The 12,911-nt window shown below is 47.3% G+C and carries 10 protein-coding genes; 1 reads left to right on the plus strand and 9 read right to left on the minus strand.

The genetic code is table 11. The features are described 5' to 3' along the window. Positions 1-3: 3 nt before the first annotated feature. Together BK127_RS12465 and BK127_RS12470 are read right to left on the minus strand one after the other, a co-directional pair. Complete coding sequence (locus BK127_RS12465) at positions 4-735, minus strand: amino acid ABC transporter ATP-binding protein (protein ID WP_076230381.1); 732 nt, start codon at positions 733-735, stop codon at positions 4-6. A 764-nt stretch (positions 736-1,499) separates the two neighbouring features. Continuing rightward, positions 1,500-2,117 (minus strand): nitroreductase family protein, encoded by a 618-nt coding sequence (locus tag BK127_RS12470; RefSeq protein WP_076230382.1) that lies wholly within the window; start codon positions 2,115-2,117, stop codon positions 1,500-1,502. Between the two features lie 224 nt (positions 2,118-2,341). Here BK127_RS12470 and BK127_RS12475 point away from each other — a divergent pair, with 224 nt between their 5' ends. After that, on the plus strand, positions 2,342-2,680 hold the full coding sequence (locus BK127_RS12475; protein WP_076230383.1) for a hypothetical protein: 339 nt from the start codon (positions 2,342-2,344) through the stop codon (positions 2,678-2,680). A 314-nt stretch (positions 2,681-2,994) separates the two neighbouring features. On the opposite strand, the gene BK127_RS12480 is transcribed toward BK127_RS12475, so the two are convergent. From BK127_RS12480 to BK127_RS12510, 7 genes are all read right to left on the minus strand, one after another. Continuing rightward, positions 2,995-3,945 (minus strand): eCIS core domain-containing protein, encoded by a 951-nt coding sequence (locus BK127_RS12480; protein ID WP_076230384.1) that lies wholly within the window; start codon positions 3,943-3,945, stop codon positions 2,995-2,997. Between the two features lie 148 nt (positions 3,946-4,093). After that, the gene (locus BK127_RS12485) at positions 4,094-5,542 is read right to left on the minus strand and encodes a PP2C family protein-serine/threonine phosphatase (RefSeq protein WP_076230385.1); all 1,449 of its coding nucleotides are present in this window, start codon (positions 5,540-5,542) and stop codon (positions 4,094-4,096) included. A gap of 35 nt (positions 5,543-5,577) precedes the next feature. Next, complete coding sequence (locus BK127_RS12490) at positions 5,578-5,916, minus strand: STAS domain-containing protein (RefSeq protein WP_076230386.1); 339 nt, start codon at positions 5,914-5,916, stop codon at positions 5,578-5,580. A gap of 87 nt (positions 5,917-6,003) precedes the next feature. Beyond that, the gene (locus tag BK127_RS12495; RefSeq protein WP_179097458.1) at positions 6,004-6,432 is read right to left on the minus strand and encodes an ATP-binding protein; all 429 of its coding nucleotides are present in this window, start codon (positions 6,430-6,432) and stop codon (positions 6,004-6,006) included. 23 nt (positions 6,433-6,455) lie between these two features. Then, positions 6,456-9,512, minus strand: coding sequence for a HEAT repeat domain-containing protein (locus tag BK127_RS12500; RefSeq protein ID WP_076230387.1), 3,057 nt, complete (start codon positions 9,510-9,512; stop codon positions 6,456-6,458). Between the two features lie 72 nt (positions 9,513-9,584). Next, complete coding sequence (locus BK127_RS12505; protein WP_076230388.1) at positions 9,585-10,082, minus strand: GNAT family N-acetyltransferase; 498 nt, start codon at positions 10,080-10,082, stop codon at positions 9,585-9,587. Positions 10,083-10,106: 24 nt separating this feature from the next. Further along, positions 10,107-12,875 carry an adenylate/guanylate cyclase domain-containing protein gene (locus BK127_RS12510; RefSeq protein ID WP_076230389.1) on the minus strand — a complete coding sequence of 923 codons (2,769 nt, stop codon included), beginning with the start codon at positions 12,873-12,875 and terminating at the stop codon, positions 10,107-10,109. Between the last annotated feature and the right edge of the window lie 36 nt (positions 12,876-12,911).

Below are 12,911 nucleotides of genomic sequence, written 5' to 3' on the forward strand. Positions count from 1 at the left end.
CGGTTAGTTGTGTTGGAGTAATCGACTTAGAAATAACTGCGCTCGTTCTTCTTGTGGATTGGAGAAAAATGCATCCGGCGGCGCTTCCTCCAGAATCTGTCCTTGGTCCATGAATACGACCCGGTCTGCCACTTCACGGGCAAATCCCATCTCATGGGTAACCACAACCATCGTCATCCCTTCATGGACCAAACTTTTCATAACATCCAATACTTCTCCGATCATCTCAGGGTCCAATGCTGAGGTGGGTTCGTCAAACAGCATAATTTGCGGCTTCATCGCAAGTCCTCTGGCTATCGCTACTCGCTGCTGCTGTCCACCGGACAGCTGGGATGGAAAAGAATTAGCCTTCTCGGGAATCCCCACTTTCTCCAAGTAATGCATAGCCGTTTGAAGCGCTTCTTGCTTGCTAACTCCTGCTACCTTGATCGGTGCCAAAGTAATATTATCAATGACTGTCATATGGGGGTACAAATTAAAATGCTGAAATACCATGCCGATATGACGACGCAGCTTATTAACATCTGCATGTTTGTCATGGAGTTGGGTGCCATTTACGATTAATTGCCCGTCAGTGATCGTTTCCAGACGATTGATACAGCGGAGCAGCGTGCTTTTACCTGAACCTGACGGTCCGATAACCACGACTACTTCACCTGCTTCAATCGTTAAATCAATCTGCGTCAGAACCTGAAACTTCCCATAATGCTTGTTAACCCCACGAAATTCAATCATTTTACACCCCCCAACCTTTTCTTTATGGAGCAGCTGTGTAAATCGTTTCGATACGTTCTGCCTGCTTGTGATATTTACGTTGTTTTTACTATAGCTAACAACTTATTACCACTCCATGCGATTTATGACTCACTATCCAGCTAAATTGATGTTTTCGACATCATACGCTTCCTATATTCCAGCCTAATTCATTGATGTGATTTCATTATCGCCTTGAACATTCAAATATGCAATAATTTTATGTTATTTTTACTAACTTTAATTGTTATATTAGTTAACTTTAATATGCCATCACATTTTGGACACTGTTTCCCTGTTGATCGTCCACGCCTCCCCTCTATGATTTACATAATTTATAGAGAAAGGAGTGATAGCCATGAATTATACAACAAGACGTACTGGAACAACCAGAAGTAGAAGATGCGATAACTTCTGTGCGAATGTATGCAACCAATTTAGCAGCGGTCGGAGCCGCTGTGTAAGAGATTGTCTGGCTTGTCGGCGACGCGCAGTGAAAAAACGCCATCCCCGTGTTTCACCTATCAGACAAGCTCCATGCGGCTGTAGATAATTAGAAACCAGCCCGCAGCCTTTGGTAAGAGTAGCAGCAGATTATTTGAGCTAAATATAGTAAAAAGAAAACCTCTATCGAGGCCTTTCAAAGATGAGCGACCGCGGTTCAGAGGTAGGTTTTCTTGAAACATAAGCAAAGGAGCCTATCCGTAATTCGGATAAGCTCCTTCTATTCATGAATGTATCTTAACCTAGAAACTTTCTTGAATGACTTGATGTTCAATCGGCAGGCGACCGCTAGCGCGTCCAGGAGATGCGGCTTTTCCAATGGATATAATCATGACCGGAATGTAGCGCTCAGGAATGTTGAATTCCTTAATTAACGCTTGCGGATTATATCCGCCCATCGGGACACTGTCATACCCTTTGGCTTTCGCGGCCAGCATCAGCTGCATTGCGGCAAGGGAAGCGTTGCGGATGGCTTCGTCTTTGCCAAGGGATGGATTGTTAGCATAAGCACCATTAATTTGTCCGAGCAGCATCTCACGAATTTCCGGGGTTGCATTTTCGAACACGACAGGCGCAACCAGATTAGCCTCCAAGTCGCCTAATACAACCACGTTTACTGACGCATCCGATACTTGCTGCTGGTTATAAGCGATGGGCAGCAAACGATCCTTATTAGCTTGCTCCTGAATCGTCAAAAAACGCCAATGCTGCAAATTCCATGACGATGGAGCATTGAGAGCCAGCTCAAGAATTTCATTCCATTCTGCTTCTGGAATAACAACATCACGTTGATATTTACGCACCGAGTGGCGCGAACGAATAACTTCTTCTGTAGATAGTTGTTGATCTGTTGTAGTCATGTTGAAATCACTCCTATATTTATTTATTTGAGTATAGCACTTCAACTTACATAATGTAAGTATGTTTTTAAAAGTTAACTACTCCATATTTATGCATATGAACAATCTTAGGATGCTCAGGTTGTATAAAGTACATCCTTTTATCACAACCTATTAGAGCAAATTGGAAAAAGAAGCAAAATCAGGCTTGCAAACAATAAACCATTACAGGGAGGTTGCCATTCATGGCTCCAATGAATCCATCTTATCAGCAATTTCTGCAAGATCAGCAAATGCAGCAGATGCAGCAGGCGCAGCAAGCGCAGCAAGCTTTAACCTCATCAGGTCTGAGTAACTTTACTCAACAAATCAGGCAAACCCAACAGCAGCTGATGCAAGTTCAGGACGATCTACAAAAGGCTCAATCCCAAATCGATATCCAGCTTGATGCTCAAAAAAGACGCCTGTTTGAAACCCAGCAGCGAATTGAACAAACGATTCAGCAAATGAATGGATTAATTCAAGCTTCGCAAACGAATACACAAGCACAATCGTCGTCGATGAATTTGTTTCCACAGCAATAGAGATAACCCTTAAAGAGGTTGTTCAAAAAGTCATCTTTTGATCACGCGGTTACACAGGAAGCGTATTCGGCATCGAATCTTGCAATCAGGCTCGAAGTCCGGTGCTCATTTAGGTTTGCCTAAACTCCGCTCCTCCTTCTTCACCTGCTTGCAACCTTCTCGGTGCTGAAATGTCGACTTTTTGAACACGCACTTAAAGCCACGTTAAACCGCAAATCAAAAGGCGCTTTGGAGCTAACGGCTGTCGTTAACTCCAAAGCGCCTTTTATATATCAATCAACCTGCTTAATTTTCAATCTTCATGCTCTCGTCCGTTACGGTCTGGAGCCACCTGTTTGCTGAACGACATGGGTCAGCTCGTGGGCTAACAATTCCTGTCCGCCTTGACTGCCGGGATCGTACTTCCCGTTGCCAAAAAATACGTCCTTACCTTGTGTAAAAGCCTGAGCCCCAATCGATCTGCTAATGTCTCCTGCTTCTGAGTCATGATGGATCGAAACATCTCCAAAGTCAGCCCCGAAAGCCTGTTCCATCCCCGATAAAGTATTCCCATCCATCTTGGAGCCACTGCCGCTTTTCGTTTGAATTCGCTGCTCAATGGAAGGCGTCACATCGAAGCCTTCACCTGCCGACTTCATTTGCAGCTCCTCTTCCAGCTCACCGCCTTCCGACTCCCGCTGGATCGCTCCGATCTCCGGTTTCATCTGCAACTCTTCCTCTTCCAGCTCACCGCCTTCCGACTCCCGCTGGATCGCTCCGATCTCCGGCTTCATCTGCAGCTCTTCCTCTTCCAGCTCACCGCCTTCTGACTCCCGCTGAATCGCTCCGATCTCCGGCTTCATCTGCAGCTCTTCCTCTTCCAGCTCACCGCCTTCTGATTCGCGCTGGATCGCTCCGATCTCCGGCTTCATCTGTAGCTCTTCCTCTTCCAGCTCACCGCCTTCTGATTCGCGCTGGATCGCTCCGATCTCCGGCTTCATCTGTAGCTCTTCCTCAACTTGTCCAGCAACCTGATCCGCTTCCTGCTCATACTTATCACCAACAGGGCCTACAGTCATTTTCGCCTGAATCGGCATTTTGCCCGCAGAACTACCGGCCAGCATTCTTTGCACATTACGATTTCCAATTACTTCATGCAAGCTCATCACCTCGGAAGAACCTGCTGTCGCTGAATGACTTGCTTGATCCTTAGCCGCTGCTGTCTTTTTTTGTAATGTGGCTTCCGTGCTGGATTTACTATGATGACGTGGTTGATGGGTATGCATGCTTTACCTCCTTAGAGTTTGCGAAGCAAACTAACTTCGTAAGCACAATCTATCTTATGATAAACACGCTGCTGGTTGAATACGTTAACTCAACTATACCATATTCTTGAAATGGGAGCGTATATTTCTGACTCTATTCAATCATTAGTTACTTGCCCACACACTTAATCAGCAGCATCGCAATATCGTCAGATTGTTTCGCACCTGCTGTAAACGAATCAACATCCTGCAAAATCCGCAGCATCAACGCATCCATTTCAAGATGATGCTCCGAACCCACAAGCTCCCGCAAGCGCGTCATCCCGTATTGCTGTAACTGTACATCCTCAGCCTCACTGATTCCATCTGTATACAAAAGAATTCGTTCTCCATGTTGCAGGTAGGCTGTATTGTCGCTATATTCCATATCTTCAAGCACGCCCAAGGGAAGCCCTTTAACTCCAATCAACGGCTCCAGACCTCCACCCTCACGAACCGTATAGGGGGTGCAATGGCCGCCATCGCTGTAGATTAATTCTCCAGTCACCATGTCCAGCACACCGCAAAATATCGTTGCAAACATCGCCGATTCATCCTTGTACAGCTCCCGATTAACTTCCGTTAGCAGCTGTCCGGGTGTCATATTCGCCTTCATCTTACCTTTAATAAGCGTCATTGTGACCGCCATAAACAAAGCGGCAGGAATCCCTTTATCCGATACATCTCCGAGTGTAAAAAACAGCTTCGAATCTCCAACCATAAAATAATCGTAAAAGTCACCGCCAACTTCTCTCGCCGGACGAATCATCGAACGTACACAATCCGCCATCAGCAGTTCGGAAGACGTTGGCGCATCCATGCTATCATGGACCAGACCAGCATCCGATAGAGTAGGAATCGATCTCAACGATGTCACACGCTGTGGCAGAAAGCCCAATTGAATATCACTCGCAATCCGCAGCTCGCTTTCCATCCGCTCTTTGGCTGCAACCGTATCTTTTAATGCTTGAATCGATTTCTCCAACGCCTCATACAGCATTGCGTTTTCCAAGGATATTGCGGTCGGTGATGCAATAGACTGCAGCAGCTTCAAATCTTTATCGCTAAAATGCTTCCCATTGCGTTTATTCAACACCTGAAGCACTCCGATAATCTCACCTTTATTCGTCATGGGCACACACATCAGGTTACGTGTCGGATAATCCACCCGATTGGCTACCTTCGAGGACCACCGCGAATCGCTGGCAGCATCATCGATTTTCACAGACTCACCGGACTGGGCCACCCAGCCTGCGATACCTTCACCCATCGCCAACCGGATCTCGCGAATCTGGCCACCTTTTTCCCCAAGCGCCAGCTCGAAGAACAGCTCCCCTTTTTCTGTATCGACCAGAATTACCGACGACGCCTCTGCATCCGTAACGCGGGATGTCGTATCCATAATTTTTTGCAATAGATCCTGCTTATAGATCGTTGAATTCATCTCCTGGCTGACTTCAAAAAGCTGCAAAGTGCGCGACAGCTCTCTTTCAGCCGTACGCCGCCTCCATTCAACAGCCCCCAAAGCAAGCAGCAAAACCAGGAACGCGAGCATCCAGCCATATGGTAATTCACCCATGCTTGTGTCACCTGCCTATAGGCATCCCTCTCTGCTTACTCAGATAAAGCCTGAGTCGCTTCAGCCTCAGTCGCATAAATCGAGAAAATCGCACTAAAACCCGACATATCAAACACTTCGCGAACATTGTCAGTCATTTCAATCAGTGCCAGACTGCCTTTAAGCGCCTTCATCTTCTTAGCAGCCACAAGTAATATACGCAGACCTGCGCTGCTCACATAGTCAAGCTTGGAGAGATTGAATATGAATTTCGTCCGTCCCTGTTCAACCAGCTGCACAAACGTGCCTTCCAGCACCCCCGATGTGTTGGCATCCAGTCTTCCTTCAATAGCAACAATCGCAATATCGCCCACCGTTCGTTCCGTTACATTCATGCCCCTATTTCCCTCCTAAAAGTTTTCGTAGAAAACTCGCTTCGTAAGCATTAGCTTTCAGTTTTCGTAGAAAACCTGTAACATTAGCTATCGGGTTTTCCAACCTATTTTTTTCATGTGCAGTATGTTCAACTTGTCGACTCGTTCATAAATAGCTTCATCCATGGATTCCCGGACAAAATGAATCCCCAACCCGCCAATCCTGCGCTCCTCCACAGATGCCTGAACATCCGGCGAAGGCAGCGATAGCGGATCAAATGCCATCCCATCATCCGTAATCGTCAGCTCAATATTGTCCATATCTACCCATATCGAGATCCTGATCGAATGTGCGACACTTGATTGACAGCCATATAAGATCGTATTCGTAACCAATTCATCACAGACAAGATTAAGCTGAAACAACGTCTTTGAATCAACAGACATCTGTTCTGCCCACGAGGCTAGCCAAGCTTCCAGTCGCGCAAGCTCTTCAAGATTATTTGTCAGCTCAATTTGTTGACACTCGCCGCTCACACCATCCCCTGCTTTCCATTGGGTTATGCCATCTTCATCAGCATCGATTCAAGCATACGGACACGCGCACTTGATGCATGCAGTAAGCCAATGCCAATCTCCGGATACAACCGGATCAGTCTCGCCAAGCCTTCGCCTCCCAGTGACAGCACGCGAACCTCATCAAATATCGCCTGTGCAGTAACCCCTGATACGGATTGATCCAATGCCGTACTTTCGCCAAATACCTCTTTGGCGCCCAAGACGCCAATGGTGCCCTCTCCCCCATTGCTCGTTACAAGGCTAAGTTCCACATGACCATCTACAATGAGGTATACGTTGGAATTCGTTTCCCCTTGACGCAGCAGCAGTGCCTGATCAGGAAATACCTGCTCTTGTGTAATGCCGGCAATGAGACCAAGCTCATCGACTGATACATTAGAAAATAAGGAAACCTGCTTCAAAAACAGCACCTTGTCGAGCATCGTTAACAGCTTCTTCTCATTCGGCATAACGGCTTGCTCCTCCTCACTTAACGCATGTTGTGCGATATCCCGCAGCCAGTCATCCGATCCCAGGCCAGCCTGTACAATCACAGCTCTCGGATCGGCGATTTCTCCGTGGTCTAACACGTCCGTCGAGGTCTTCAGCATATCGAGCAGAGCATAGGCAAGCTTGCGATCCCCGAGTCCTTCGGCCAATACCTCAAGGCCGTTCTCGCGAATTTCTTCGTCCTTATCCTGGACACTTTCCCGGACAACCTGAACAACTCTTTCGTCGGCCAGCTTCGCCAGAACAACCCACGCCGCATCACATATAACATCGCGAATTTCATTTAATCGCTGCTCGGCCAGCTCCGCCAAGCCTTCCATCTTAAGCTTTGCTATGGCAGCTGACAGCGCCCTGTCCTGATTGGAGCCTTGCAGACGCTGAATGCATGAGTCAACCAAGGTTTCACGGATTCGGGCCTCGTCAAGCAGATGGGCAAGTGCGGCGACACAAGCGTCCCATATAAAAGGATTCGGATACTGCAGCCCTTCCATTAGCGCGGCAATACCTTTGTCCCCCATATCGATAAGTGCCTGGATAATCGCTTTACGCATCTCTTGGTCAGCCATGGGGTACATCGGAAGCAATGAGCCGATCGCTTCATCATATTGCAGTCTGCCCAGGCACTGCGCAGCAGCTACCCGAACTGCCGGCCGTTGATCCTCCAATAACGACATGACCCAATCGCTGTAGCTCGACAAGCCTAAATCAGCAACCGTACGGCAGCCATACACGGCCCAATCCCCGCCATTATCCAACAGCTTAATAATGGCTTCATCACACGCGGAGAAGCTTTCTTCACTGCCAAGTGCATACAGCGCCTTGACCGCTTCTGCGACGACCCGGGGATGCGTATCCAACAGCTTCAGCCTAATAAAATAATGCGCCTGACTTTGCATGTGCCCGGCTCTGGCTATCAATCGAACACATTCAACCCTCACATCAACTTCTTCATCCTCCAGCAGGGAAGCCACCTGCACCAACTCCTGGATCGTTGCCTTTTGCAAGCTCATTGCACGCAGAGCAGCCACACGAATACGCGGATTATGGTCGTCAACGAGCTTGACCAGCCTTGGCAGGTAAGAGGAATCTTTCGCTTTGCCGATCAATTCAAGCGCAACCTCGCGCACATAATCATTTGGATTATGGAGATGCTCCAACACCCCCTGCAGCATTTTCGTGCTGCGCATACCTCCCAGAAAAGCAACAGCCATTTCCGAAAAATCGGCTTGAAAGGACTGCACGCTTTTGATTAATTCCTTAATATACAAGCTGCGTCCGAACCAGGCAATCACGATCAATAATAAGGCGACAATCACACCGATTATCGCAACGGAATCCAGACTTAAGATCCCTTTGGAATGCAGGAGGGAGAGCAATGCACCCAGCAATATACCGCCGGATGCCGCAATCGCTTGCGATACATAACGAATGCCATCCCTCTGATTAATCGGAAGCATTTTGAAGAACAATTGGTAGCAGGGCTCAGCCGTATAATAAAGTAAAATATAGAACAGTGCATAGGTCGCTGATACAACAGCCAGCGCGTAACCCGTACCCAGAAATAAGGCGGATAGACCGAAGCCAAACATAAACACAATCGATATAGCCAACAGCATGTTGCTCGCGCCCAGCCAATTCATTAACCGTCCAGAGAACGTCTGGAGCAGCAGCGAAGCCGAGAATTGGATCGTAATGATCAATCCATAATAAGCTGTCAAATCGCGTTCGATCGGGAACGCCTTTTCAGTGGTCGTGAAATATTGGTACTCCATTAAGAAATAAAGAGCTGGCATTAAGGTCATCAGACCTACAGCACATAGCAGAAACGGACTTTTTATCAACTGCTTATAGTAATGGCCGGATAAAGCCGATGCTTCTCCTTGGACAGCCAGTTCCTGCTTATGCAGCTGCTTGTCATCTTTAAGGGTTAAGGGGACCAGATACCTGGCTATCGCCTTACGGAAATTGAACAAACCAATCAACAGGAACAAGGGTGCCAGTATATAGACAACCTCTGTACCCGACCATCTTCCGACCTGCTGGGCAATAAAACCGGCGGTTATCCCACCTACAGTAGCAGCCCCGACGAATATTGGCATTAACCGTTTAGCCTGTTGAGTCGGGCACAGGTCAAATGCCGTACTCCACAGCAGCAGCGTCAGCTGGCGAACGACAAAGTTCGATGAAATAAACAGGATCGGATAATACCATTGGTAATCCCAACCTCCTACTTTAAAGCCAATCAGGATCATCCCATTGACTAGCAGGACCCCTGTCATCAGGAGATACATCGTTCGCATCAGCTTAGCCTTCGGCAGCTTTTCCGCCAGCTTGGCCAACAGCCAGCCCTCAAGCGGCATAATAATCGCTTCTGCAATGTACACAAATGGCAGGAATTGCACACCAAACCTTTGATTAAAAAGTGCCATAAAAGCCGTATAGCTTAATAACTCTGCAATACCGGCAAAATAAAAGACCGGCAGCATAACCCAAAGCTTACGCGAGTCCTCTGTACGCAGCCCAAGTAATCGGAATAAAGTACCAGCCACATCATCAAGTCCAATCCTATATAATCTGTCTTGCCTACCGTGTGTGATTTGCAGAGTGGGTTCGGTGCATGGCTAAAGCTTTTTCCAATAGGCAAGCCGGGCTTCACCCTCATAATAATAGTTGGGATAATTACCAATCAATTGAAATCCGAGCTTCGCGAACATGTTTTGCACGGAGGCGTATTGGGGCAGATCGCATGTATAAGTCAAGATGTAACGCCCGCTCTGCTGCTCAATAAACTCAAGCATGGTCTCATACAACTGCTTGGCAATCCCAAGGTTGCGGTATCCCTTATGTACAACCAGATAATCCCACAAATAACCGCCTGTTCTGTGTTCGTTTTCCCGTGTACTGATAACGGCGATAATTTGCTTGTGCTCATTCTCCACATACCAATGCCGATGGTTCGGAATTTGCAGACTTTCTCGCGGCCATTTGCTAAAATGCACAAGCTCCCCTGGCGTATGGTTCTGATCATCAAAAGCATCCTTGGAGAGAAAAAATTGGCTGACTCGCTCCGCGTCCCTCTCATTTTGCATGGCATGCACCTGAAATATGACCTTACTCATGATCGATTGCTCCATTCTAATAGACTAAGAGACGGACAAGGTTCCATTCCAATCCTCGGTTGTACCATTCTGGAAGTATTCATCACATAAATAGAAGTACAGCTTGGCAGCTTTATCCTGTCGATTTGCTTTGATCACCTGGAGGAATGCCTCTCTTGCGTCATAAAAACGTCCGACCTGATACAGTAATATCGCCTGCTCAAACTTTGCCTTTGTTTTTTCCTTCAACGTTCTCAGCGTATCGGGCTCACCTTGATAAACATCATACAGCTGCAGCGGCTCGTCCTTGCCCTCAATCCGGATCAGACCGAGGTTACGGTATTGGAAGCTGCTTTTGGCTTGAAGCGAGTCGATAATGTAGCTGGAAACGAGAATACTCGCACCTAACGGCTCGGTGATTTTTTCCAACACGCTCGCCAGATACACATCATCGGATATGACATTGCCCTCCAGCCGCTGCTCTTCTCCGATAATACCGAGTCGAAGCGGACCCTTATGCAGCCCTATACCCATGTCAATCGGTGCGTAATTGCAGCTGGCCCGGTGTGCATTATAAATCTCCAACTCCTTGATGATTCCGATGCCCGCCAGCAGCGCCTCGTCTGATCTCTTGGGGAACAGAGCCATAAAGCCGGCACCCTGATATTTGTTGATCATCCCATCATTATTGCGTATAAATGGACCAAAACGATTTAAATAGGAGTTCACAAAGTTAAAATTTTCCTCGGGTGTCAACCGTTTGGATAACAGATAGAAGGCGCGAATATTAACGATCAAAATGCCCATTTCCTGCTCAACCTGATCGCCCAGCTCGACATCCAGAATACTGTCCTTATCCAGAAACCTCAAAAATTGCTGGGGTACGAACCGATAATACGCTTCACTTACCCGAGTGACCTTGGCAATGTAGCTGCGAATATGTGCAGCCATCACATTAAAGCTGTCTCCCAGGTCGGCGACTTCATCCCGTGTGCGAATATCGACGACTGTCTCCCAATTTCCTTTGGAAATAGCGAGTGCCGAATTACGCAGCTTGCGTATGGAGGAAAGAATATAGTAAGAGGTCAGCAGCACAATCGCCAGCAGTACCAAAGTAATAACGGCAATCGTCTGGATAATATTGCGCAAAATCTTTTGGCGATGCTGCAAAATACCCTCCATGTTTTTACTTGTTTCAAACACACCGACAACTTTGCCAGAGCTGTTAAATATAGGACCAATCGCATACATCCAGAATCCTGTATCATCCTGCCATTGATCGGTCTCCACGGTACCGAGCTCCACGACCCTCGTGTTCTTCGGCGTTTTGGGGAACGGATTGAACATATTTACATCGTCCGCATCTTCAATCATCCGGTATATCGTACCGTTCTCGTATTTATACAGTGCTTTATAGAATCCTCCGTCATCATTGTCTCCGGTATCCTCAAAGATCGAATCCATCTTTTGACGGAATACCTTATAATCGGCGGTTTTGTAATCCAACGGTGAATTCATCCGTTCCAGCTTGTCGCCATCTATCAGATTACGACCGTTTCGCGCCAGCAAGGACAGCTCGCTCAATGTTTCGTTCTCCATTTTTTCCGTAAAATCGGTGTAAATAAAATAGGATAGCAAAATCATCGAACCGACAATGATCGGAATGAACACCATCATCTGCTTCAGCATCAAAGAAATACGACGAAGCATGATATGTAGGTAAAACAGTCTAATCGCGATGCCAAGTAGCAGCACTCCGACCAGCGCAATCGCCCAAATCAACCATTTATAAAATATTTGTGAAGAAGCATAACTTCCTTCCACTATCGGCGGTTGGATCGTTCCATCCGGATTTTGGCGAATAATTTGCTTTTCGTGCATGGTGATCAATCCGTTGTCCGCACCTACACTGATGCCGGTCATATCCTCGAAAGATAAGTCGATCCCCTGCTGCTTCGCTTTTTCCACCGTTAACAGCGCTTCGATCACATAAGGCTGCGCTGGATCCAGTCTGCTTACCGCTTGAGCATTATAGTCGATATACACCAGATGACCTGATTTATCGAGCTGCAATTGCTCAGGGAAGTTCCTTCGGGTTCGATCGACGCCTGTTAAAGGATAGATCTGCTCGGCCTGCCCCCCATCGTTAATGCGATATATTTCACCACTGCGTGCTGTGATATAGACCAGATTGGCGTTATTGCCAACAACACCCGCCACAAACTTACCAGCAGGCAGCTGCCAGGAACCGGCAGGTTGGGGCGTCGCTCCCAATTCCCCTCCTGTTGGCATCCGATACATAGTCACCTTGTCGCCATTCTCGACAAAGAAGGTCAATACATCATTTTGCACATCCAACGATTTCAAGCTGCCATACCTGAATCGCTTCGCTTCTGCAGGATTGGAATAACTCAGAGGAAAGAAACTGTCTTCCTCCTGACCCGTTGGAGAAAATCGAACGATCCGCTCCGACTTGACGACAAGCCCATAAGGGTCCAGCGTCATTTTACTCGTATACAGGTTGCCTTCGTTGTCCACTGCAAGTCCGTTGAAGCTATGAATGTCGCTAAGCGTATCATTCGTCTTGATGGTATAGAGGACAGTCCCTTGTGGGTCCAGCTTAACAATGCTTTTCTTCGAGTTATGAATCACATAGAGGTTGTTCTGCTTATCCGTTATCGCTTTGGAAATACTGCTCAACGGCACATTACGCTGCCAGGGTGAGCTTGTCATAACGTCGCTTTTTTGGTATACAACATAACCTGAAGCCACAATCAGCACTGTGAGCAGCAGAGCTACTACCCATTTCTTCATCGTTCTTCATCGCCTCGATTTCGCAAGCCTTCGCTT

It is taken from the genome of Paenibacillus sp. FSL H7-0331 (assembly GCF_001956045.1).

What these genes read in the sequence shown, in the direction of transcription:
- BK127_RS12475 (WP_076230383.1), top strand. Translation starts at nt 2,342, where the DNA reads ATGGCTCCAATGAATCCATCTTATCAGCAATTTCTGCAAGATCAGCAA.
- BK127_RS12480 (WP_076230384.1), bottom strand. Translation starts at nt 3,945, where the DNA reads ATGCATACCCATCAACCACGTCATCATAGTAAATCCAGCACGGAAGCC.
- BK127_RS12490 (WP_076230386.1), bottom strand. Translation starts at nt 5,916, where the DNA reads ATGAATGTAACGGAACGAACGGTGGGCGATATTGCGATTGTTGCTATT.
- BK127_RS12465 (WP_076230381.1), bottom strand. Translation starts at nt 735, where the DNA reads ATGATTGAATTTCGTGGGGTTAACAAGCATTATGGGAAGTTTCAGGTT.
- BK127_RS12505 (WP_076230388.1), bottom strand. Translation starts at nt 10,082, where the DNA reads ATGAGTAAGGTCATATTTCAGGTGCATGCCATGCAAAATGAGAGGGAC.
- BK127_RS12510 (WP_076230389.1), bottom strand. Translation starts at nt 12,875, where the DNA reads ATGAAGAAATGGGTAGTAGCTCTGCTGCTCACAGTGCTGATTGTGGCT.
- BK127_RS12485 (WP_076230385.1), bottom strand. Translation starts at nt 5,542, where the DNA reads ATGGGTGAATTACCATATGGCTGGATGCTCGCGTTCCTGGTTTTGCTG.
- BK127_RS12470 (WP_076230382.1), bottom strand. Translation starts at nt 2,117, where the DNA reads ATGACTACAACAGATCAACAACTATCTACAGAAGAAGTTATTCGTTCG.